The sequence below is a fragment of the Bradyrhizobium sp. USDA 3315 genome (assembly GCF_054056795.1).
The window spans coordinates 8,603,050-8,625,867 of the sequence record NZ_JBSRYP010000001.1 but is presented as its reverse complement, the minus strand read 5'-3'; the positions used below and the strand labels follow the sequence as shown (position 1 = coordinate 8,625,867).

19 protein-coding genes and 1 pseudogene are annotated in these 22,818 nt (G+C 64.9%); 12 read left to right on the top strand and 8 right to left on the bottom strand.

All coding sequences use genetic code 11. The annotated features are described in order from the left end of the window. Positions 1 to 52: 52 nt before the first annotated feature. Positions 53 to 832 (bottom strand): enoyl-CoA hydratase-related protein, encoded by a 780-nt coding sequence (locus ACVIYL_RS40365; protein WP_456781196.1) that lies wholly within the window; start codon positions 830 to 832, stop codon positions 53 to 55. A gap of 220 nt (positions 833 to 1,052) precedes the next feature. Here ACVIYL_RS40365 and ACVIYL_RS40360 point away from each other — a divergent pair, with 220 nt between their 5' ends. Together ACVIYL_RS40360 and ACVIYL_RS40355 are read left to right on the top strand one after the other, a co-directional pair. After that, positions 1,053 to 2,327, top strand: a complete 1,275-nt coding sequence (locus ACVIYL_RS40360) for an acyl-CoA dehydrogenase family protein (RefSeq protein WP_456781195.1) — start codon at positions 1,053 to 1,055, stop codon at positions 2,325 to 2,327. A gap of 15 nt (positions 2,328 to 2,342) precedes the next feature. Continuing rightward, positions 2,343 to 2,822, top strand: coding sequence for a GFA family protein (locus ACVIYL_RS40355; protein WP_057015736.1), 480 nt, complete (start codon positions 2,343 to 2,345; stop codon positions 2,820 to 2,822). A gap of 150 nt (positions 2,823 to 2,972) precedes the next feature. Here ACVIYL_RS40355 and ACVIYL_RS40350 read toward each other — a convergent pair whose 3' ends face one another. From ACVIYL_RS40350 to ACVIYL_RS40340, 3 genes and pseudogenes are all read right to left on the bottom strand, one after another. Then, a complete protein-coding gene (locus ACVIYL_RS40350; protein ID WP_456781194.1) occupies positions 2,973 to 4,553 on the bottom strand; it encodes a fatty acid--CoA ligase in 1,581 nt (526 codons plus the stop codon). A 243-nt stretch (positions 4,554 to 4,796) separates the two neighbouring features. Beyond that, positions 4,797 to 4,922: pseudogene (locus tag ACVIYL_RS40345) on the bottom strand (short-chain dehydrogenase); the annotation flags it as partial. A gap of 170 nt (positions 4,923 to 5,092) precedes the next feature. Then, positions 5,093 to 5,968 carry an SDR family oxidoreductase gene (locus tag ACVIYL_RS40340; RefSeq protein ID WP_456781193.1) on the bottom strand — a complete coding sequence of 292 codons (876 nt, stop codon included), beginning with the start codon at positions 5,966 to 5,968 and terminating at the stop codon, positions 5,093 to 5,095. Between the two features lie 100 nt (positions 5,969 to 6,068). On the opposite strand from ACVIYL_RS40340, the gene ACVIYL_RS40335 reads away from it, so the two are divergent. The 3 genes from ACVIYL_RS40335 to ppc all read left to right on the top strand — a co-directional run bounded on the left by ACVIYL_RS40335 (position 6,069) and on the right by ppc (position 11,653). Next, complete coding sequence (locus ACVIYL_RS40335; RefSeq protein WP_283062863.1) at positions 6,069 to 6,881, top strand: crotonase/enoyl-CoA hydratase family protein; 813 nt, start codon at positions 6,069 to 6,071, stop codon at positions 6,879 to 6,881. 138 nt (positions 6,882 to 7,019) lie between these two features. Further along, a complete protein-coding gene (locus ACVIYL_RS40330) occupies positions 7,020 to 8,564 on the top strand; it encodes an acyl-CoA synthetase (protein WP_456781192.1) in 1,545 nt (514 codons plus the stop codon). 281 nt (positions 8,565 to 8,845) lie between these two features. Next, the gene (gene ppc, locus ACVIYL_RS40325; RefSeq protein WP_456781943.1) at positions 8,846 to 11,653 is read left to right on the top strand and encodes a phosphoenolpyruvate carboxylase; all 2,808 of its coding nucleotides are present in this window, start codon (positions 8,846 to 8,848) and stop codon (positions 11,651 to 11,653) included. 135 nt (positions 11,654 to 11,788) lie between these two features. On the opposite strand, the gene ACVIYL_RS40320 is transcribed toward ppc, so the two are convergent. The 4 genes from ACVIYL_RS40320 to ACVIYL_RS40305 form a co-directional block, all read right to left on the bottom strand. Next, positions 11,789 to 12,901, bottom strand: coding sequence for an SMP-30/gluconolactonase/LRE family protein (locus tag ACVIYL_RS40320; protein WP_456781191.1), 1,113 nt, complete (start codon positions 12,899 to 12,901; stop codon positions 11,789 to 11,791). A 170-nt stretch (positions 12,902 to 13,071) separates the two neighbouring features. Then, the gene (locus ACVIYL_RS40315) at positions 13,072 to 13,986 is read right to left on the bottom strand and encodes an SDR family oxidoreductase (RefSeq protein ID WP_028338734.1); all 915 of its coding nucleotides are present in this window, start codon (positions 13,984 to 13,986) and stop codon (positions 13,072 to 13,074) included. A gap of 109 nt (positions 13,987 to 14,095) precedes the next feature. Continuing rightward, positions 14,096 to 15,235: a thiolase C-terminal domain-containing protein gene (locus tag ACVIYL_RS40310; protein ID WP_310882601.1), complete on the bottom strand. Its 1,140-nt coding sequence runs from the start codon at positions 15,233 to 15,235 to the stop codon at positions 14,096 to 14,098. A gap of 4 nt (positions 15,236 to 15,239) precedes the next feature. Further along, positions 15,240 to 15,653 carry a Zn-ribbon domain-containing OB-fold protein gene (locus ACVIYL_RS40305; protein ID WP_016841161.1) on the bottom strand — a complete coding sequence of 138 codons (414 nt, stop codon included), beginning with the start codon at positions 15,651 to 15,653 and terminating at the stop codon, positions 15,240 to 15,242. A 238-nt stretch (positions 15,654 to 15,891) separates the two neighbouring features. Here ACVIYL_RS40305 and ACVIYL_RS40300 point away from each other — a divergent pair, with 238 nt between their 5' ends. The 7 genes from ACVIYL_RS40300 to ACVIYL_RS40270 all read left to right on the top strand — a co-directional run bounded on the left by ACVIYL_RS40300 (position 15,892) and on the right by ACVIYL_RS40270 (position 22,569). Next, the gene (locus ACVIYL_RS40300; protein ID WP_225163931.1) at positions 15,892 to 17,139 is read left to right on the top strand and encodes an amino acid ABC transporter substrate-binding protein; all 1,248 of its coding nucleotides are present in this window, start codon (positions 15,892 to 15,894) and stop codon (positions 17,137 to 17,139) included. Positions 17,140 to 17,184: 45 nt separating this feature from the next. Continuing rightward, positions 17,185 to 18,108: a branched-chain amino acid ABC transporter permease gene (locus ACVIYL_RS40295; RefSeq protein WP_050386056.1), complete on the top strand. Its 924-nt coding sequence runs from the start codon at positions 17,185 to 17,187 to the stop codon at positions 18,106 to 18,108. After that, positions 18,101 to 19,021, top strand: coding sequence for a branched-chain amino acid ABC transporter permease (locus ACVIYL_RS40290; protein ID WP_057015729.1), 921 nt, complete (start codon positions 18,101 to 18,103; stop codon positions 19,019 to 19,021). Before ACVIYL_RS40295 ends, ACVIYL_RS40290 begins: the two co-directional genes overlap by 8 nt. Next, positions 19,011 to 19,739 carry an ABC transporter ATP-binding protein gene (locus tag ACVIYL_RS40285; RefSeq protein ID WP_038386390.1) on the top strand — a complete coding sequence of 243 codons (729 nt, stop codon included), beginning with the start codon at positions 19,011 to 19,013 and terminating at the stop codon, positions 19,737 to 19,739. The genes ACVIYL_RS40290 and ACVIYL_RS40285 overlap by 11 nt, the downstream gene beginning before the upstream one ends. Then, positions 19,729 to 20,448, top strand: a complete 720-nt coding sequence (locus tag ACVIYL_RS40280; protein WP_057015727.1) for an ABC transporter ATP-binding protein — start codon at positions 19,729 to 19,731, stop codon at positions 20,446 to 20,448. Before ACVIYL_RS40285 ends, ACVIYL_RS40280 begins: the two co-directional genes overlap by 11 nt. Positions 20,449 to 20,540: 92 nt before the next feature. Next, a complete protein-coding gene (locus ACVIYL_RS40275; RefSeq protein WP_456781190.1) occupies positions 20,541 to 21,890 on the top strand; it encodes an amidase in 1,350 nt (449 codons plus the stop codon). After that, on the top strand, positions 21,883 to 22,569 hold the full coding sequence (locus ACVIYL_RS40270) for a DUF2848 domain-containing protein (protein WP_028331749.1): 687 nt from the start codon (positions 21,883 to 21,885) through the stop codon (positions 22,567 to 22,569). The genes ACVIYL_RS40275 and ACVIYL_RS40270 overlap by 8 nt, the downstream gene beginning before the upstream one ends. Positions 22,570 to 22,818 lie beyond the last annotated feature (249 nt).

The following is a 22,818-nucleotide window of genomic DNA, read 5'->3' as shown; positions in this document are numbered from 1 at the left end:
GAGATTCCGGGTTCGATGCTTCGCATCGCCCCGGAATGACAGAAGGGACGTGTCACCGCCCGAGCCACTTCGGCGAGCGCTTCTCCGAAAACGCCTTCGGGCCCTCGATATAATCCTGCGAGGCGGCCATCGCCTTCACCGCCGGATATTCGCGCTGCTCGGCCAATGCCTGCTCCAGCGAGACTTCGAGGCCCTTCTGGATCGCCTGCTTGGAGGCGCGGATCGACATCGGCGAGTTCTTGGTGATGGTCTCGGCCCAGCGCTCGGCGGCTGCCAGTGCCTCGCCCTGCGGCACCACCTCGTTGACGAAGCCGAGTTCGAGGCCTTCCTTGGCGCTGACATGGCGCGCGGTCAGGATCATGCCCATGGCGCGCTTCAGCCCGATCTGGCGCGGCAGCCGGTGCAGGCCGCCGGCCAGCGCTGCGAGGCCGACGCGCGGCTCGGGCAGGGCGAAGGTCGCATTCTCGGAAGCGATGATCAGGTCGCATGCCAATGCGATCTCGAAGCCGCCGCCCATCGCGACGCCGTTGACGGCGGCGATGATCGGCTTGTTGCAGTCGAAGCGGGTGGTGAGGCCGGCGAAGCCGCCCTTGTCCCAGCCGCGCTTGCCGCCGGCGGCCTGCCATTTCAGATCGTTGCCGGCGCAGAACGCCTTGTCGCCGGCGCCGGTGACGACCGCGACCCACTGCTCGGGATCGGCGGAGAACTCGTCGAACACCTTGTTGAGCTCGAAATGCGCGTCGATATGCAGCGCGTTGTAGACCTCGGGCCGCGACAGCGTCACGATGGTGATGGGACCCTTGCGCGTCACCTTGGAGAATTTCAGATCCATGTTTGCTCCCGTCGATTTTCTGCGGCGAAGAATATTGCTGATATCCTAGCGCCTGCGCGTCGTTCCGTGCCATCCAATTACGCAAGGCGACCGCGCGTGCAAGCCTCGCTCGCCTGCTTGACTTGGCGACAGGCTTCTCACCTTAATCAATCCGAACGCGGATGCGCGACAGCGTCTAGACGCAAAATCAGAATCAACAATATTTCCGGGAGAGACCGCCTTGGATTTCAACTTGCCGGCTGACCTGACAGCCTATCTCGCCGAGCTCGATCGCTTCATCGAACGCGAGATCAAGCCGCTGGAAGAGGCTGACGACAACATCCGCTTCTTCGACCATCGCCGTGAATGGGCGCGCACCGATTTCGACAAGGGCGGCCTGCCGCGCCATGAATGGGAGCTCTTGCTGCGCAAGGCCAAGAACCTGGCCGATGCCGCCGGCCATCTGCGCTTCGCGATCCCGAAGCGCTATGGCGGCAAGGACGGCTCCAACCTGTGGATGGCCGTGATCCGCGAACATTTTGCCTCAAAGGGTCTCGGTTTGCACAACGACCTGCAGAACGAACACTCGATCGTCGGCAATCTGCCGATCGTGACCATGCTCGACCGCTACGGAACCGACGAGCAGAAGGCGATGATCGACGGCTCGATCACCGGCAAGTACCGCATCACGTTCGGTCTGACCGAGCCCGAGCACGGCTCGGACGCCACCCATATGGAAACCAAAGCGGTTCAGGCCACGCGCGACAACGTCAAGGGCTGGATCATCAACGGCGAGAAGATGTGGACGACAGGCATGCATGTCGCCACGCACTGCGCGCTGTTTGCCCGCACCTCGGGCAATGACGGCGACGCGCGCGGCATCAGCTGCTTCCTGGTGCCGGCGAAATCGGCGGGGGTGAAGGTCGAAGAGTATATGTGGACCTTCAACATGCCGACCGACCATCCGCGGGTCAGCTTCACCGATGTGTTCGTGCCGGAGGATGCGCAGTTCGGCGAGGTCGGCCGCGGCCTGTCGCTGGCGCAATGCTTCGTGCACGAGAACCGCATCCGCCAGGCGGCGAGCTCGCTCGGCGCTGCGGTGTACTGCATCAATGAGAGCGTGAAGTATGCCCGCGACCGCAAGCCGTTCGGCAAGGCGCTGGCGGAGAACCAGGCGATCCAGTGGCCGCTGGTCGAGCTCGCGACCCAGGCCGAGATGCTGCGGCTGTTGATCCGCAAGACCGCCTGGGAGATGGATCAACTGACCCAGGCGCAGGTCGAGCACACGCTGTCCGACCGGGTCTCGATGTGCAATTTCTGGGCAAACCGTCTGTGCTGCGAAGCCGCCGACCGCGCGATGCAGGTGCATGGCGGCATGGGCTATTCGCGCCACAAGCCGTTCGAGCACATCTACCGCCATCACCGCCGCTATCGCATCACGGAAGGCAGCGAGGAGATCCAGAAGCGCAAGGTGGCGGGCTTCCTGTTCGGCTACATGGGAGCCGGCAAGCACTAACGCAGAGGAGGCGGCATGAGCATGGAAGGTGGATGCACCTGCAGAAACGTCCGCTACCGCCTGACCGGCAGGCCGCTGATCGTGCACGCTTGCCACTGCACCTGGTGCCAGCGCGAGACCGGCACCGTGCACGCGCTCAACGCGTTGTACGAGGCCGAGCGGGTTGAGCACATCGCGGCCGAGCCCGAGATCGTCGACACGCCCTCGGCGAGCGGCAAGGGGCAGAAGATCGCGCGCTGCCCCATCTGCAAGGTCGCGGTGTGGAGCAACTATCCGGGCGCAGGACCGGCAGTTCGCTTCGTCCGCGTCGGCACGCTGGACGATCCGAGCCAGTGCCCGCCGGATGCGCACATCTTCACTTCGTCGAAGCAGCCCTGGGTGACTTTCCCGCCGGGCGCGAAAGTGTTCGCCGAGTATTACGATCGGAAAGAGGTCTGGCCGAAAGAGGCGCAGGAGCGGTGGCGCGTCTTGCGGGAGAGGACGGGGAAGAAGTGAAGTGCGACACTCCCTCCACCGTCGTCCCTGCGAAAGCAGGGACCCATAACCACAGTCGGCTATTGGTTGAACGAGATGTGGCCCCAGCGTCGACAGACAATGAACAACGATGGTTATGGGTCCCGGCCTTCGCCGGGACGACAGCGAGGGCTAATTCACCTGCCGGTCCTTGCCCGCCCAATACGGTTCACGCAGGCTCCGCCGCAAAATCTTGCCCGACGGGTTGCGCGGCAGCGCCGGGATGAAGTCGACCGATTTCGGTGTCTTGTAGCCGGCGATCCGCTCGCGTGTGAAGTTGATGATGTCGGCCGCGGTCGCAGTCTTTCCCCGCTTCATCACCACCACCGCCTTCACCGCCTCGCCCCATTTGTCGTCGGGGATGCCGATCACGGCGGCTTCCGCCACGTCCGGATGGTCGCACAGCGCGCTCTCGACCTCGGCCGGATAGATGTTCTCGCCGCCGGAGATGATCATGTCCTTGATGCGGTCGTGGATGTAGAGGTAGCCGTCACTGTCCATGTAGCCGGCATCGCCGGTGCGCAGCCAGCCGTCGTTGTCGATGGTGCGCGCAGTGGCCTCGGGCAGATTCCAGTAGCCGGCCATGTTGGAGCCGGAACGGGTGGCGATCTCGCCGACTTCGCCCGGCGGCAGCGGCTTGCCGTCCGGATCGAGGATCGCAAGCTCGATGCCAGGCAACGCCTTGCCGGCCGAGCGCATCCGGTCCAGCCCCTCGATATGATCCTCCGGCGGCAGCGCGACGATGGTGCCGGTGGTCTCGGTCATGCCGTACATCTGCACGAAGCCGCATTTGAAGACCTCGATGCACTCCTTCAGCAGCGCCGCCGGAATCGGTGAGGCGCCATAGAGCATGTATTTCAGGCGTGAGAAGTCGACCTGCCGCGCCCGCGGCTGCCGCACCACGAACTGCATCGCGGCCGGCACCATGAACAGCTTTGTGATGCCGGACTGCTCGAAGAAGTCGAGCACCTTGGTCGGGTCGAACTCGCGCGCGATTACACCGCGGGCGCCGTGATAGAGGCCCATCACGCCCCAGCCGGAGCCGCCGATGTGGAAGATCGGCATCGCGACCAGCGAGACGTCGTCGGTGGTCCAGCGGTTCCACTCTGGCTTCTCGGCCTCGTTGCCGCTTTGCACGAGGTTGAGGAAATTGGCGTGTGACAGCATCGCGCCTTTCGGCTTGCCCGTCGTGCCCGAGGTGTAGAGCTGGATCGCGATGTCCTTCGGCTCGATCGCAACGCGCGGGTCGTCGCCGCCCTGCGCATCGCGCCAGGCGACGAAGTCGGGCCATTCCGGCGCGCCGCCCTCGGTCGTGATGATGGTGCGGACGCTGGGCAGCTTGTCGCTGATGTTGCGCGCCTGCGTGATGAATTCGAGGCCGACGAACAGGACGGGGGCCTTGCAGTCGTCGACGATGAAGGCGACCTCGGGGCCTGCAAGGCGCCAGTTCACCGGCGCCATCACCACGCCGGCCTTCATCGCGCCCATCAACAGCTCGAAATAGAAGTCGCTGTTCTTGCCGAGATAGGCGATGCGCTCACCCTTCTCGACGCCCATCGCGATCAGCGCGTTGGCGACGCGGTTGGTCTTGATGTCGAACCCGGCGAAGCTGGTTTGCCGTCCCTCGAATTCATAGGCCAGCGCATCGCCGCGGCTCTTGGCGCGCACGCGCACCATGTCGGCAAGGTTGGTCAGTTTCGGCGCGTCGGACATGTTTCCCCCGTGACGTCTTGTTTTGGTTGCGCGGAGTGTGGCGGCATCGCGCGCGAAAAACAATACGGAGGAATTGGCCGCGCTGTTTCAACATCGTCGTCCCGGCGAAGGCCGGGACCCATAACCACGAATCTGTATGTGGCGCGACGCTGGGGCTACAGCGAGCTCAACAACGCGCAGCGGTGGTTTGGGTCCCTTGCTTTCGCAGGGACGACAGTAGTGATTGAGGAGCAAGCGCGGGCCTCAGCCCCGCGCCGCGCGGTCCTTCTCGTTCTGGGCCTTGATCGAGTCGCGCGCCTTGGTCCAGTCGTCGTCGCTCCAGTCGCGCAGCTGGTAGAAATTGCCGCCCATCGCGAGCGCCTGCGCGCCGCCTGACCCACCCAGTGACGTGGCGTCTGCTGCGCCAGCTCTGTATGTGGCGCGACGCTGGGACATCTACGCTAAGCAGCTAACAGCGAGCGGTCAACAACGCGCAGCGGTGGTTTGGGTCCCTTGCTTTCGCAGGGACGACAGTAGTGATTGAGGAGCAAGCGCGGGCCTCAGCCCCGCGCCGCGCGGTCCTTCTCGTTCTGGGCCTTGATCGAGTCGCGCGCCTTGGTCCAGTCGTCGTCGCTCCAGTCGCGCAGCTGGTAGAAATTGCCGCCCATCGCGAGCGCCTGCGCGCCGTCCATGGCGATGGTCTCGCCGTTGATCCAGTCGCAGCCGCCGGAAATCAGGAACACCGCGAGGTTCTGTAACTCCTCCATGGTGCCGACGCGGCCCATCGGGTTCATCGCCTTGGTGCGCGCGCCGGCCTCGTCGCCGGGCTTGATGCGCTTGCTCATGCCTTCGGTCGGAATCTCGCCGGGCGCGATGGTGTTCAGGCGGATGCCGTGACGGCCCCACTCGATGGCGAGCGACATGGTCATGGCGTGGATCGCCGACTTGCTCATCGCCGACGGCACCACGTAAGGCGAGCCGTTGCGCACCCAGGTCACGGTGATCGACACCACGTTGCCGCGATGGTTGCCGGCGATCCAGCGCCGGCCCACCGCGTGCGTGACGTAGAAGGTGCCGTGCATTACGATGTTGGCGACCGCATCGAAGCCGCGCGGCGACAATTCTTCCGAGCGCGAGATGAAATTGCCGGCGGCGTTGTTGATGAGATCGGTGAGCGGGCCGCTGGTGGTCCAGATCGCCTCGATCATCTCGTCGACCGCCATGGCGTTGCGGATATCGACGCCGTGGCTGACCACGCGCCCGCCATACTCGGCCATCAGCTCGGTCGCGGTTTCGTCGCAGACGCTCTTGCGGCGGCCGCAGATATGCACCTCTGCCCCGAGCTGCAGGAACCGCGAGGCCATGGACTTGCCGAGGCCGGTGCCACCACCGGTTACCAGTATGCGCCGCCCGGCAAGAAGCTGATCAGAGAACATCGTTTCCTCCACGGGGGTTGTCAGTTAATTGGTCGATTGACTAAAAGCGGACAACGGCCTTTGTGTAAAGCGCCAACAAGGAACAGCGGAGGAGATTTCAATGGAAGATCGCGTTTCGATATCGATTTCGGACGGTATCGCCGATGTCCGCCTGGTGCGGGCGGACAAGATGAACGCGCTCGACGCCGCGATGTTCGAGGCATTGGTGGCCGCAACCGACCGGCTTTCCAGGGAAAAAGCCGTTCGGGTGGTGGTGCTGTCCGGAGAGGGCCGGGCGTTCTGCGCCGGGCTCGACATGGGCCGTTTCGCCGCCATGAAGGACGGCGGTAACGGAGTGCCGGGCGGCGAGAAGCGCGATCTCACCGTCCGCACCCACGGCAAGGCCAATTTCCCGCAGCAGGCGGTCTGGGGCTGGCGCCAGCTTCCGGTGCCGGTGATCGCAGCGGTTCACGGTGTCGCGTTCGGCGGCGGCTTCCAGCTCGCGCTCGGCGCCGACATGCGCTTCCTCTCGCAAGATGCACGGATGTCGATCATGGAAATCAAATGGGGTCTTGTGCCCGACATGGCGGGCACGCCGATTCTGGCGAGCCTCGTGCGCGACGACATCCTGCGCGAGCTCACCTATACCGGCCGCATCTTCTCGGCGCAGGAGGCCCAAAGTTACGGCCTTGCCACCCGCGTCTGCGACGACCCGCGCGCCGCGGCGCTCGAAGTCGCGCGCGAGATCGCCGGCAAGAGCCCGGATGCGATCCGTGCCGCCAAGCGCATGCTCAACAATCTGTCGGTCGACCCGGCGGCCGCGCTGCTCGCGGAATCGGTCGAGCAGCAGAAATTGCTCGGCAGCCCGAACCAGACCGAATCCGTGCGCGCCAATCTGGAGAAGCGCGCGCCAAGGTTTGCGGATGCGGGGTAACGACCGCAGTCATTCCGCAGCGGTGCGCAGCATCGAACCATGGTGCGCAATTGCGCACCGGAGAATCTCGAGATTCCGCGTTCGCGCTCTGCGCGCCCCGGAATGACATTTAACCCGACGAAAGATCGGACAACGACAATGGAAACGTCCCAGCCCTTCCTCGGCATCGTCAGCGGCGGTCGCCGGCGCGATCACGCTGCAGTGGCCGAGCGCGCCGACCGTATTGCCAGCGGCCTCAACGGGCTCGGCGTCAAGCCGGGCGACAGCGTCTGCCTGCTGATGCGCAACGACATCGCCTTCATCGAGACTGCCTATGCCGCGATGCGGCTCGGCGCCTATGGCGTGCCGATCAACTGGCACTTCAAGCCGGAGGAGATCAACTATGTGCTGACGGATTCCGGCACGCGCGTCCTGATCGGTCATGCCGACATGCTGCATCCGCTGCGCGGCGCGATCCCGCCCGGCGTCATCGTGCTCAGCGTGCCGACGCCACCGGAAATCCTCGCCAACTACAAGATCAATCCCGATCATCTGGCGACACCGGATTTCGCGATCAATTTCGAAGCCTGGCTGGCGCAATTCCCGCGCTATGACGGCCCGGTGGTGCCGCAGCCGCAGAACATGATCTACACCTCGGGCACCACAGGCCATCCGAAGGGCGTGCGCCGCTTCGCGCCGACGCCGGAGCAGACCGCCAATGCGGAAGCAATGCGCGCGATGATCTACGGCCTGAAGCCCGGTGCACGCGCGATCCTGCCCGGACCGCTCTACCATTCCGCGCCGAATTCCTTCGGCTTGCGCTCGGGCAAGCTCGGCGGCGCGCTGGTGCTGATGCCGCGCTTCGACGCGGAGGAGTTTCTGCAGCTGATCGCGCGCGAGCGGATCGACACCATCTTCATGGTGCCGACGATGTTCATCCGCCTGATGAAGCTGCCCGAGGAGGTGCGCCGGAAGTACGACATGTCGTCGCTGCGCCATATCATCCATGCCGCCGCGCCCTGTCCGCCCGATGTCAAGCGCGCCATGATCGAATGGTGGGGGCCGGTGATCTACGAGTTCTACGGCTCGACCGAGTCAGGCGCGGTGACCTTCGCCAATTCCGAGGACGCACTGAAGAAGCCCGGCACGGTTGGAAAGATCTCGCCCGGTGCCGAGTTGCGCTTCATCGGCGACGACGGCAAGGAGGTGCCGCAGGGCCAGATCGGCGAGATCTATTCGCGGATCAAGGGCAATCCCGACTTCACCTATCACAACAAGGCCGAGAAGCGCGCCGAGATCGACCGCCAGGGCTTCATCACCTCGGGCGATGTCGGCTATATCGATGCCGACGGCCACGTCTTCATCTGCGATCGCAAGCGCGACATGGTGATCTCGGGTGGCGTCAACATCTATCCGGCCGAGATCGAGGCGGTGCTGCATGCCGTCCCCGGCGTGCACGACTGCGCGGTGTTCGGTATTCCCGATGCCGAATTCGGCGAGGCGCTGATGGCGGTGGTCGAGCCGCAGCCCGGCGTCGCGCTCGACATCGCCTCCGTCCGCGCCCAGCTGAAGACCGCGCTTGCCGATTACAAGGTGCCCAAGCACATCGAGATCCAGACCAGCCTGCCGCGCGAGGATTCCGGAAAAATCTTCAAGCGCCGGCTGCGCGATCCCTATTGGGAGCGGGCGGGGCGGAGGATCTAGCCCGTCGTCCCGGGCAAGCCAACGGGTCGGCGCGAAGCGCCGCCCGATGACAGGCTCCGCGCGACCCGGGACCCATAACCACCAATCTCCGTGTTGCGCGCTGCAGTGGCCCCAGCTTGCTTCGACCGCAGCCGCCGGTGGTGATGGGTCCCAGCTTTCGCCGGGACGACATTGGTGTGTGTGCACCGCCACCAAGTTCATCTTGCGCTGCGGCAAAAAAAGCGCACACTCGGGAGGAGCCGGGCAGCCTCCGGAGTAGCCGAGCCATGTCTCCCCAGGTAATGCCTCCCCAGACCATGCCGTCCGAGACCGAAATCCGCGCCAAACGTGCCGCAGAGGCCAGCCTTCTGGAAGCGGCTGCGCAGGAGGAGGATGCGCGGCTCCGGAATGACATCCGCCTTTTGGGGCGCGTTCTCGGCGACACCGTGCGCGACCAGGAAGGGGCCGACGTATTCGACCTGGTCGAGCGCATCCGCCAGACCTCGGTTCGCTTCCATCGCGACGAGGACAAGCTGGCGCGGCGGGAGCTGGAGAGCATCCTCGACGGCATGTCGATTGCCGAGACGCTGCAGATCGTCCGCGCCTTCAGCTATTTCTCCCACCTCGCCAACATCGCCGAGGACCAGAACAACATCCGCCAGATGCGCAGCCGCGGCCCGAGCGGGGCGCCGCGGCCGAGCACGCTGGAACAGACGCTGGTGCATGCCCGTCAGGCCGGCATCAGCCCGGCCGATCTGCGCGGCTTCTTCAGGAGCGCGCTGGTTAGCCCGGTATTGACCGCGCATCCGACCGAGGTCCGCCGCAAGAGCACGATGGACCGCGAGATGGAGATCGCCGATCTGCTCGACCGCCGCGAGCGGCTGCAGATGACGCCGGACGAGAGCGAGGCCAGCGACGAGCAGCTTCGCCGCGCCGTGGTGACGCTGTGGCAGACCAATCTGCTGCGCCGGACCAAATTGACCGTCCTCGACGAGGTCGCCAACGGCCTGTCGTTCTACGACTACACCTTCCTGCAGGAGGTGCCGCGGCTGCATTGCGCGCTGGAGGACCGCCTGAACAAGGAGGGCGGCGAGGCCGGCGAACTCGCTTCCTTCCTCAGGATGGGAAGCTGGATCGGCGGCGATCGCGACGGCAATCCCTTCGTCACCGCGGAGGTGATGCGCGGCACGCTGCGCCTGCAGTCGAGCCAGGCGCTCAACTTCTACCTCGAGGAGCTGCATGCGCTTGGTGCCGAATTGTCGCTGGCGGCGCATCTCGCCGACGTCTCGGACGAGCTGCGGAGCCTCGCCGAGCGTTCGCCCGACACCTCGCCGCATCGCAGCGGCGAGCCGTATCGGCTGGCCGTATCGGGCATCTATGCGAGGCTTGCGGCGACAGCCTCTCGGCTCGAGGTCGAGACCACGCGGCCGCCGGTCGGCAAGGCCGAGCCCTATGCGACCGTGAAGGAGTTCCAGGCCGATCTCGACGTGCTCAACCGCTCGCTGATCGCGAACAATTCCAGCGTGATCGCGCGCGGCCGGCTGCGGCTGTTGCGGCGGGCGGTGGATTGCTTCGGCTTCCATCTGGCGCGGCTCGACATCCGCCAGAACTCGGCGGTGCACGAGCGCACCATCGCCGAGCTGTTCGACACCGCCAATCCGGGGATGTCCTATCTGGCGCTCGGCGAGGACGCCCGCGTCAGCCTGCTGCTCGGCGAGCTGCGCAATGCACGGCCGCTGGCCTCGCCCTTCGTGAAATATTCCGAGGAGACCCAAAGCGAGCTCGCCGTGTTCCGAGCCGCGGCCGAGGCGCATGCCAGGTTCGGGCCGGAGGTGATCTCCCAATGCATCATCTCGATGTGCCAGGGCATGTCCGACATGCTCGAGGTCGCGGTGCTGCTGAAGGAGGTCGGGCTCGTCAATCCGTCCGGCCGCAGCGCCGTCAACATCGTGCCGCTGTTCGAAACCATCGAGGATCTGCAGGCCTCCAGCGGCATCATGGACCGCATGCTGGTGCTGCACGATTATCGCAAGCTGGTCGACAGTCTCGGTAGCGTGCAGGAGGTGATGCTCGGCTATTCCGACAGCAACAAGGATGGCGGCTTCGTCACCTCGGGTTGGGAGCTCTACAAGGCAGAGATCGGCCTCGTCGAGGTGTTCGAGCGCCACGGCGTGCGGCTGCGCCTGTTCCACGGCCGCGGCGGTTCGGTCGGCCGCGGCGGCGGCCCGAGCTATGACGCGATCATCGCGCAGCCCGGCGGCGCCGTGAACGGCCAGATCCGCATCACGGAGCAGGGCGAGATCATCTCGTCGAAATATTCCAATGCCGAGGTCGGCCGCAGCAATCTGGAGATCCTCGCCGCTGCAACGCTGGAAACCAGCCTGCTGCAGCCGCGGCAGAGCGCGCCGCGCCCCGAATATCTCAAGGCGATGGAGGAGATTTCCGCGCTCGCCTTCAAGGCCTATCGCGGCCTCGTCTATGAGACCGAAGGCTTCGCCGATTATTTCTGGGGTTCGACCGTCATCAATGAGATCGCGACGCTGAACATCGGCAGCCGCCCGGCCTCGCGCAAGAAGACCCGCGAGATCGAGGACCTGCGCGCCATCCCGTGGGTGTTCTCCTGGGCGCAGTGCCGGCTGATGCTGCCGGGCTGGTATGGCTTCGGCAGTGCGGTCGAGAGCTGGATATCCGAGCATCCGGAGCAGGGTATGCCGTTCCTGCAGGAGCTCTATCGGGAATGGCCGTTCTTCCGCACACTATTGTCCAACATGGACATGGTGCTGGCGAAGAGCTCGATCGCGATCGCCTCGCGCTATGCCGAGCTGGTGCCCGACGTCGCGTTGCGCGAGAAGATTTTTGGCCAGATCCGCCGCGAATGGCACCTGTCGATCGAGACGCTGCTCGACATCATGGGGCATGACCGGCTGCTGCAGGGCAACCCGCTGCTGGAGCGCGGCATCCGCAACCGCTTCCCTTACATGGATCCGCTCAATCACGTGCAGGTCGAGCTGCTGAAGGAGTATCGCGCGCAGAACCCGGACGAGCAGGTGCTGCGCGGGATCCAGATCACGATCAACGGGATTTCGGCGGGACTGCGGAATAGCGGGTAACCACAGCGTCGTCCCGGCGAACGCCGGGACCCATAACCACGACCGGGAGTGTCGTGAACGATGTGGGCCCCAGCTTTCTTCAACAACCAACTGCAGTGGTAATGGGTCCCGGCCTTCGCCGGGACGACGGTTAGATCAGCAGTTGTGCGCGCCCTTCGTCTCGACATAGACCGCGTAGAGCGACTGGCTTGCCGTCATGAACAGGCGGTTGCGCTTCTTGCCGCCGAAGGTGAGGTTGGCGCAGGTCTCCGGCAGCAGGATCTGGCCGATCCGCTGGCCGTCGGGCGCAAACACCTGCACGCCGTCGTAGCCCGGTCCGACCCAGCCGGCGCCGACCCAGATATTGCCGTCGACGTCGACACGCAGGCCGTCCGGGAAGCCTGACTTGCCGTCCAGCGTCATGTCGATCAGCGTGCGCGGGTTGGAGAGCTTGTCGCCGTTGAGGTCGTACTGCCAGACGATGTTCTTGGCATTCGGATAGTGCGTGATGCCGGTGTCGCAGACGTAGACCTTCTTGTAGTCGTGGCTGAAGGCGATGCCGTTCGGCTTGAACGGCTCGTCGGCGACTTTGGTGATCTGACCGGTCGCAGCATCGATGCGGTAGACGGCTTCCTTCTGGTAGGGCTGCTTCGATCCCGTGTTGGCCAGTTGGCCCTCATAGATCGAGATCGCGCCATAGCCGGGATCGGTGAACCAGATAGACTTGTCGTTGGGATGCACGACCATGTCGTTCGGCCCGTTGAGCTGCTTGCCATTGGCCTGCTCCGCCAAGGGCGTGATGGTTCCGTCGTGCTCGTAGCGCACCAGCCGCGTGCGCTCGGCGGTGATCTGGCGGCCCTCGAAATCGAAGGTCGAGCCGTTGGCCTCGTTCGACGGCTTGTGGAATTGCTCGGAGATGTGGCCGTCATCGTCGAGATAGCGCAACTGGCGGTTGGCCGGGATATCGCTCCAGACCAGATACTGGCCCTGCGCGTTCCAGGCCGGGCCCTCCGCCCACAGGCAGCCGGTGTAGAGCCGCTTGATCGCGGTGTTGCCGACCTTGGCCTTGAAGCGCTTGTCGTCGATCACGACGATGTCTGGATCGGGATAGCGCTGCGGCTCCGTGTTGGGGCCGAAGTCGCGCGCTGCGGCATCGGATGCCGCCATCGCGGTTGCAGCAAGCGCGGTTGCGCCGCGCAAGATTGTCCGACGGTCGAACGCCTTCGCACCGTCGCCCTCGTGTTTCTGAATGTTGCTTGGATTTGTCACGAAAGTCCTCCCAGGCTTTTTTGTTATCGGGAGGACGATCATACCCCCGCAATTCTGGCACAATGCGGGCACGCCATGATGAAACAACCAAAGAGTGTGTCGCCCCCGCTGTTTCGCGGAGGCGACGATTTCACAAAACTGTCAGATCAGATCGGAGGATCAGATCAAGTTCAGATCGGATCCCAGGTGAAGACGTCGGCCGAGCGGTCGAGCTTGGCGAACGATCCCTTCAGCGCCGGCATGCCGTGCTCGGCAATGGTCTCGGGCGTCCAGCCTTCGCCGCGATGCACCGAGCGCACCGGACGATGCTGGCCGAACAGGAAGATCTCGTTCATGCGCACGCCGAAGATCTGTCCGGTGACGTCCTTGGCCGCGTCTGACAGCAGATAGGCGCAGACCGGCGCGATCTTCTCCGGGCCCATCTGCTTGATCTTCTCGACGCGCGCCTTCTCGGCGTCGGTCTCGGTCGGGATGGTGCCGATCATGCGGGTCCAGGCGAACGGCGACACGCAGTTCGAGCGCACGTTGAAGCGACCCATGTCGAGCGCGATCGATTTCGACAGGCCGACGATGCCAAGCTTGGCGGCGGCGTAGTTGGCCTGGCCGTAATTGCCGATCAGGCCGGAGGTCGAGGTGAAGTGCACGAACGAACCCGATTCCTGCTCGCGGTAGATGCGCGCCGCGGCGTGGCTGACATAGAACGAGCCCATCAGATGCACCTTGATGACGGCCTCGAACGCCTCCACGCTCATCTTGTGGAAGATCATGTCGCGCAGGATGCCGGCGTTGTTGACGACGCCGTCGAGCCGGCCGAAATGATCGGTCGCGGTCTTCACGATCTTGCTGGCGGGAATGGCTTCCGCCACCGACTCGAAATTGGCGACCGCTGTGCCGCCGCGCTTCTTGATCTCCTCGACCACTTCCTCGGCGGGCGCGGCGCTCGAGCCGCCGCCGTCGGCGGCGCCGCCGGGATCGTTGACCACGACCTTGGCGCCTTCCGCCGCGCAGAGCAGCGCGATCTCGCGGCCGATGCCGCGCCCCGCGCCGGTGACGATGATGACTTTATCCTGCAGTGATTTTGCCATGTCGGTTCTCCTGGTTTGCTCTCCGTCATTCCGGGATGGTGCGGAGCACCAGACCCGGAATCTCGAGGTTCCGGGTTCGCGCTTCGCGCGCCCCGGAACGACGGAGCTGTTATTTCTCGTTCGTAAAGATGATCGTGCCACTTGCGGCGAACATGCCGCCGACGCCGTGGCAGACCGAGATCTTTGCGTTCGGCACCTGCGCCGGCGCGATGCCGCGCATCTGCCGCACGCTCTCCTGCAGCGCGTACATGCCGTACATGCCGGAGTGCATGTAGCTGAGGCCGCCGCCATTGGTGTTGAGCGGCAGCTTGCCGCCGGGGCGGGTGTTGCCGTCGGCGATGAACTTGCCGGTCTCCTCATACGGCATGAAGCCGAGGTCGCCGAGGCCGTAGAGCGGCAGATGCGCGAAGGCGTCGTAGATCATCAGATGATCGACGTCCTTGTGGGTGATGCCGGCCTCCTTGAAGGCCAGGGGTCCCGCCACCTTGAAGGCGCGCGATGAGTCGAACGTCTTCATCTGGCTGACCATCGGCGTTTCCACGCTCTCGCCGGTGCCGAGGATGTAGACCGGCTTGTTCGGGAAATCCTTGGCGCGGTCGGCCGAGGTGAGGATCAGCGCGCCGCCGCCGTCGGTGACGAGGCAGCATTGCAGCAGCCGGAGCGGATAGGCGATCATCCGCGAGTTCAGGACGTCGGCGACGGTGATCGGATCCTTCATGGTCGCGCGCGGGTTCTTCGCCGCCCATTCGCGCTGCGCCACCGCGACCATCGCGAGCTGCTCATGCGTGATGCCGTGGGTCTTCATGAACCGCAGCACGGGAATCGGAAACATGCTCGGCGGCCCGTAGACACCGAACGGTGCCTCGAACTGGCCGTTGAGGCTGTCGGCGGGCGTGAAGCGCGGCTGCTTGCCGATCATCGACTTGCCGCTTTCGGCATGCGTGATCAGAACGGTCTTGCACAGGCCGGCCTCGATCGCGGCGGCGGCGTGTCGGACATGCAGCATGAAGGAGCAGCCGCCGACCGAGGTGCCGTCGACCCAGGTCGGCGTGATGCCGAGATAGTGCGCCATCTGCTGCGGGGTCTCGACCGCGGTAGCGAAGCCGTCGATGTCGGACAGCTTCAGGCCGGCGTCCGCGATCGCATTCAGCGCCGCGTCCGCGTGCAGCTGGATCTGCGACATGTTCGGGATGACGCCGAGTTCGGTGGTTTCGGCCGCGCCGACGACGGCAACCTGGTTCCTGCGCATTGCGTTATCCCTTTGCCGGACGGAACAAAGGGAGCGTGATCTTGTCGTCGAGCGCCTCGAAGGCGACCTCGAGCCGCATGTCGAGCTCGAGCGCTTCCGGCGTCTGCGGACAATCGATGATGTTGCTCATCATGCGCGGGCCCTCGTCGAGCTCGACGACCGCGATCGCATAAGGCGGCGTGAAGCCGGGCGCTGCGGGACGGTGGTTGATGACGTAGCTGTAGAGCTTGCCCTTGCCGCTAGCCTTGAAGATCGAGACCTTGCGCGAGGCGCAGGAGGGGCAGAACGGCCGCGGCGGAAAGTAGACATTGGCGCAGGCATCGCAGCGCTGCAGGCGCAGCTCGCCAGCCTTGGTGCCATCCCAGAAATGCTGGGTCTCCGGTGTCGGCTTTGGTTTCGCGCGCGCGGGCTCGGCCATGTCTGATGTCTCCTCCCGAATCCCGAAATCGTTACAGTCTTGATGCGACATTGAACCAAGGCCCGTCAACGGTCCATCCATGCTCCGCGCAGCGGCCTGTGTCCCGCGCATGCCGCATATTCCGCCCCTCGCACAATTGCTAAGGCCGCGCTGCTTGTGTCGCTCCGATCCGGCGCGTAGAAGGGCCGCGTCCAAGATACGTCCAAGACACGTTCAAGATAGCCGGGAGGAACATATCATGCTGAGGATCATCGGCGCGGCACTCGCTGCCAGCCTCGCATTTGCCACGCAGGCGATGGCCGCCGACGCACCGTCGGAGATCAAGATCGGCACGCTCTACGCATCCTCGGGGCGCTACGCCTCGATCTCGATGCCGGTCTACAGCTCGCTGAAATTGTGGGTCGAACAGAAGAACGCCGAGGGCGGCGTGTTCGTGAAGGCGTTCGACAAGAAGATCCCGATCAAGCTCGTCTCCTATGACGACCAGAGCAACACCGCGACCGCCTCGACGCTTTATAATCAGCTCGTCACCCAGGATAAGGTCGATCTCCTGGTCGCCGATTCCGGATCAGTGCTGACGGCGCCCGCGGTTGCGATCGCGCGCGATCACAAGATGTTCCTGTTCGACCAGACCGGCACCGGCGCGAGCTTCTTCTCCAAGGACAATCCCTACATCGCGCTGATGGCCGATCCGGTGTCGACGGTGTGGCCGAAGCCGGTCGCCGACTTCATCAGCCATGACGGCCCTGGCCTCGGCATCAAGAAGGTCGCGATCCTCTATTCGACCAACGAGTTCACCGGCACCCAGGCCAACGCGTTCCGCAAGTTCGTCAAGGAGTCCGGCGCGCCGATCGAGATCGTCTATGACCAGGGCGTTCCGACCGAGACCACCAATTACAACGTCATCATCAACAACATCAGCAACGCCAATCCGGACGCGGTGATCCATTTCGGCTATGCGCCGAACGACATCGCCTTCCTGCGCAACGTCCAGGACGTCGGCACCAAGTTCAAGATGCTGTTCGCGATCTATGCCGGTCTCGAGACCGAGTTGCTCGAGAAGAATGTCGGCGCCAAGGGCCTCGAGCACATCTGGACCTACGTGCCGCCGTCCGAATTGGACTATCCCGTCAATTTCGGGATGAACATGAAGGATTTCCGCGCCGCCTGGACCAAGAAGTACAACGACGGCAAGATGGAGTTCGGCTTCAACGCGGTGGCCGGCTACACCACGGCGCTGGTGATCGAGAAGACACTGTCGGTTGCGACCAGCCTCGACCAGATGGAGCTGCGCCGCGCGGTGTTCTCGCTCAGCGGCCAGCTCAAGACGCTGGACGGCACCTTCGCGCTGGATGAGACCGGCGGCCAGATCGGCGAACTGACGCCGCTCGGCCAGCTCACGGTCGACGAGCACGATCACATCAAGTTCGTTTCGATCTATCCGCACGACACCGCCAACGGCAAGCCGATCTATCCGGCGCCGTGATGCAGGTGAGTGCGGCAGGCGTAACCTTCGGCGGCGAGCGGTAGCATGACCTATGCGCTGGTTGCCGGCGTGCTGTTCGGGCTGTATTTCAGCCTGGTCGGCATCGGTCTCAATCTCGTGTTCGGCGTCATGCGCATCGTCAACCTTGCGCATGGCGACATCCTGATGCTCGGCGCCTTCATCGCGCTCGGCGTGGTCGGCCTCGCCGGCATCGACCCGCTGTTCGCGGTGCCGCTCGCCTTCGTGGTCTTCGTGCTGGTGGGCGTGCTGCTGTACTGGGTGCTGGTGCCGCGGCTGCAGGGCTCGGCCAATCCGGAAATGCTGTCGATCATCCTGTTCTTCGGCCTGTCGCAGGTGATCGAAGCCGTCACCACGATCTTCGCCGGCACCAGCGAGCGCTCGATCCAGAGCCGGCTGCTCGGCACCGTGTTCACGACCATCAAGGTGAAATGGTTCGGCGGCAAGGCGGGCGGCGCAGGGCCGATCCAGATCTTCGGCCAGGGTTTTCCTGCGCCTTGGGTGATCGCGGCCATCACCAGCCTGATCGCGATCGCGCTGGTCTACCTCTATCTCTACCACACCCGGCTCGGCACCCTGACCCGCGCGGTGATGTCACGGCGCGACGAGGCATTGGCGACCGGCATCGACGTCGATCGCGTCTCGGCGGCGGCGTTCGGTATCGGGCTCGGCATCGCGGCGGTCGCCGGCGTGTTCGCGCCCTTCATGTTCGGCTCGGTGACGCCGGCGTTCGGCGCCGACGCGACGGTGACGTCGTTTGCGATCGTCGTGCTGGGTTCGCTCGGCAATCCGCTCGGTACCGCGCTCGGCGGTGTCGTCTACGGTCTCTGCTACATGCTGGTGCAGACCTATCTCAGTTCCTGGGCCGACTTGCTGCCCTATGTGTTGTTGATCGTGATCCTGTTGTTGCGCCCGAGCGGTCTGCTCGGAAGGCGGGTGCGCGTTGCATAACGCCTCGAAGCACCTGCTGTTCATCCTGGCGCCGTTGGTGGTGGTGTTCGCACTGCTGCCCGGCGTCTATCAAAACCATCTGCTGCTGTTCAACTTCGTGATCTTCCTGATCCTCGCGCAAGGCGTGAACATCATCTATGGCTTCACCGGCTATCTGCCGTTCGGGTATGTCGGCTTCTTCGGCGCCGGCGCCTATGGCTTCGCCATCATGGTGATGCATCTGCATACACCGGCGCCGCTCGCCGTGCTGGTCGGCGGCGTCGTGGCGGTTGCGCTCGGCCTGTTGCTGACGCCGCTGCTGCGGCTGTCGGGCGCGTATTTCGCGATCGCCAACCTCGCGGCCTCGCTCGCGGTGCTGCATTTCGTCGCCAACCCCGCGCTGGAGGGGATCACCAAGGGCCCCTACGGCGTGTCGCTCACCGGCACCTTCAACCCGACCCACGCCTACTATGCCGCGGTCGTCGTGATGGCGCTGACGGTCGGCGCCGTGGTCTATCTGAAGAACTCGCCGTTCGGGCTGGCGCTGCAGGCCGTGCGCGAGGATGCGGTGTCGGCCTCGATGGCCGGCGTCAATATCGTGAAGATGCGGGTGATTGCCTGGCTCGCCTCGGCGCTGGTCGCTGGCCTCGCCGGCGGCATCTACGCCTGGTACGTCTCGGTGTTCTATCCGGACAACGTGTTCTCCGGCGAGTTCTCGATCTTCGCGATCGTGTTCGCGCTGTTCGGCGGCGTTGCCACCATCACCGGCCCGATCGTCGGTGTGCTGATCCTTTACGGCATCTACAATCTGATCGGCTTCACCACGCCGCAATATTTCCAGCTGATCTATGGTCTCCTGATCATGGGGCTGGTGCTGTTCCTGCCCTCTGGACTGGTGTCGCTGGCAACCCGCAGGGGGTGGCATGTCCCCTGAGAAAACCCCGATCCTCAAGGTCTCGAAGCTGGTGAAGCGCTTTGGCGGCTTCCACGCGCTCGATGGCCTCAGCTTCCACGTCGTGCCCGGCGAGATCCTCGGGCTGGTCGGCCCGAACGGCTCCGGCAAGACCACGGCGATCAATGTGATCTCCGGTCTCTATGCGCCAGACGGCGGCGAGGTCGTGTTCGACGGCGCGTCCGCCGGCGGCGTCGCCTCGCACAAGCTCGTTCACCGCGGCATCAACCGCACCTTCCAGGTACCGAAGCCGTTCCTGTCGCTCACGGTACGCGAGAACATCCAGGTGGCGCTGGCCTATGGCGGCGCGACCGGTGCGCCGTCGATTGCCGAACTGCTTGAGGATTTCAGGCTGAAGGAGGTCGCCGACCGTCCGGCCGCCGATCTCAACAGCGCGCAGCAGAAGATGCTCGATTTGACCCGTGCGCTCGCCACGCGGCCGCGGCTGCTGCTGCTCGACGAACTCGCGGCCGGCCTCAACCCGGCGGAGCTCGACTGGATCGCCGGCCGCATCAAGGCCTTGGCCGCGACCGGCATGGCGATCATCGTGGTCGAGCATCTGATGGGCTTCATCGAACAGATCACCGACCGCGTCATCGTGCTCAATGCGGGCAAGGAGATCTTCGAGGGCACGCTGGCGACCGCGGTACGCGAGCCGCAGGTGATCGAGGTATTTTTGGGAGGCGAGCATGCCCACTGATGCGGTGTCGCTTCTGGACACGAGGGGCGTCGATGCCGGCTACGGCACCATGCAGGTGCTGTGGGGCGTCGATCTCGACGTCCGCCCCGGCGAGACCGTGCTGCTGCTCGGCGCCAACGGCGCGGGCAAGACCACGTTCCTGAAGTCGCTGGTCGGCCTGATCGAGGCCCGCAGCGGCCACATCAAGCTCGGCGGTGAGGACATCACCAGGATGCGCTCGTCGGACCGCATGAAGCGCGGCATGACCTACATGTCGGAGCTTGCGGTGTTTCCCGACCTGTCGATCGAGGAAAATATCCGCGTCGGCGCGCAGGCGCTGGGCCATGCCAATCCGGGGGCGCGGGTCGACGAACTGTACGGCCTGTTCCCGGTGCTGCGCGACAAGCGCCGCGATCCCGCGTCCAGCCTGTCCGGCGGTCAGCGAAAGATGCTCGGCATCGCCAAGGCGCTGTCGGCCGAGCCGAAGCTGCTGGTGATGGACGAGCCCTCGGCCGGGCTGTCGCCGCTGTTCGTCAAGGAGGTGCTGCGCGCCTTGTCGAGCCTGCAGGGCCGCGGACTGGCACTCTTGATCGCGGAGCAAAATATCGGTTTTCTCGAGATTGCCACCCGCGTATTCGTGCTGGAAGGCGGGCGGATCCGCTTCTCCGGCACGGTTGCCGAGATGAGCGGCAATGAAGAGCTGCACCGCGCCTATTTCGGGCTGAAGTGATGCGAGGTGAGGCGCCGGCGGGCTGGAAATCGGCCTCGGTTCGCGCGACAATCAACTGCAAGCCATGAAGTGCAAGCCGTGAAGTGAAAGCCATGCCCAAGAATCCGACACTCGCCTCCCTGGCCGCCGATCTCGCCGGCGGCGCGACCTCTGCCCGCAAGCTCGTCGAGCAGTGCATCGCCAAAATCGCTGATCCCTCAGGCGAGGGCCAACGCACCTTCATCCGTGTCGACCGCGACGCCGCGCTCGAGGCCGCCGACGCCATGGACCGGCTGCGCAAGGCCAATGCCGCGCCGTCGCCATTTGCCGGGATTCCGGTTTCGATCAAGGATCTGTTCGACATCAAGGGGCAGGTGACGCGGGCGGGCTCGCGCGCGCTGGAGGATTCCGCGCCGGCGGATGCCGATGCACCTGTCGTGGCGCGGCTCAAGCGCGCCGGCTTCATCGTGATCGGCCGCACCAACATGACCGAGTTCGCCTATTCCGGCATCGGCATCAATCCGCATTACGGCACGCCGAAGAGCGCCTGGAACCGGAGCGCCGGCCACGTGCCGGGTGGCTCGTCCTCGGGGGCGGCGGTCTCGATCGCCGATGGCATGGCGTTCGGCGCGCTCGGCACCGACACCGGCGGCTCCTGCCGAATCCCCGCCGCCTTCAACGGCATCGTCGGCTACAAGCCGACGCAGCGCCGGATTCCGCTCGATGGTGGCGTGCCGCTGTCGTTCACGCTCGACAGCTACGGCCCGCTGGCCAATTCGGTGGCCTGCTGCGCCGCGCTCGACGCGGTGCTCGCCGACCAGCCGGTCATGCCGGTCGCGCAGCGCCCGGTGAAGGGCATGCGGCTCGCGGTGCCGACCACGGTCGTTCTCGACGACCTCGACGAGGCCGTCGCGAAAACCTTCGAGCGCGCGCTCGCGGCGTTGTCGCGCGCAGGCGCCTTGATCGAGCGGATCGAGGTGCCCGAATTGCTCGATGTCGGCGTCATGAACGCCAAGGGCGGCTTTGCCGCCGCCGAAAGCTATGCTTGGCATCGCTTCCTGCTGGCCAGCAAGGGCGACATCTACGATCCGCGCGTCGCCGTGCGCATCCAGCGCGGCGAGGGCTTTCCGGCCGCCGACTATATCGATCTGCTCAACGCACGCCGCTCCTTCATCGCCCGTACCGAGAAGCGGATCGCGCCCTATGATGCGATGGTGCTGCCGACCACGGCGAACCTGCCGCCTACGATCGCCAGCCTCGCCGACGACAAGGCGTTCGCCACCGAGAATTTGCGCGCGCTGCGCAATTGCACGCTGATCAATGTGCTCGACGGCTGCGCGATCTCGCTGCCCGCGCATCACGAGGGCGAGGCGCCGGTCGGCCTGATGCTCGCCGCCGCGGGCGGTTCGGATCGGCGCATTTTCGAGCTCGCTGCCGGAATGGAGACCGTGATCCGTGTTTGATCTCACCTTCAATGTCGACGACAAAGGCGTCGCCACTCCGCTCACACTGGAAATCAGGCAGGCCGTGATCGCCGGCTGGACCGGCCGCGATCCGGTGGCGCGCGACAAGCACATCGCCGAGCTCGAGGCGCTCGGCATCGCGCGGCCCGCGACCACGCCGATCTACTACCGCTGCTCGGCGCGCCGGCTCACCTTCGCCGATGCCATCGAAGTCTGCGGCGAGGACTCGAGCGGCGAGGTCGAGTTCGTGCTGATCGGCTGGCAGGGCCGCATCTTCGTCGGCTGCGGCTCCGACCACACCGACCGCAAGGTCGAGAGCTACAGCGTCACGGTGTCGAAGCAGATGTGCGACAAGCCGATGGCATCGGAGCTGTGGGAACTCGAGGACGTGATCGGCCACTGGGACCAGCTGGTGCTGCGTTCCTGGGCCGTGATCGGCGGCCAGCGCGTGCTCTACCAGGAAGGCACGCTCGATCACATGCTGCCGGTGAAGGACCTGATCGCGCGCGGCTTCGACCAAGGTGCGCTGCCCGACGGCTGCGCCATGTTCGGCGGCACCTTCGCGGCCAAGGGCGGCATCCGCCCCGCCAGCCGCTTCGAGTTCGAGCTGGAGGATCCGGTGCTGAAGCGGAAGATCAGCCACGGCTACGACGTGGTGACGCTGCCGGTGAGGGGCTGATTGCTCGCCGCGTTGTTGTTGTGAGGGAGATGACCGACGCTTTCTCCACGTGCGTCGTCCCGGCGAAAGCCGGGACCCATAACCACAGAGTGTTGTGGTTGGCACGTTGTGGCCCCAGCGATCTCAACAATTACGACGGTGGCTATGGGTCCCGGCTTTCGCCCATAGGCGCTAAGATAGTTTGATCATAGTCTGATAGTGGCGCTTATGTCTGGGTGGCTCGCGTAGATGTCGCCGGAGAGCGTGACT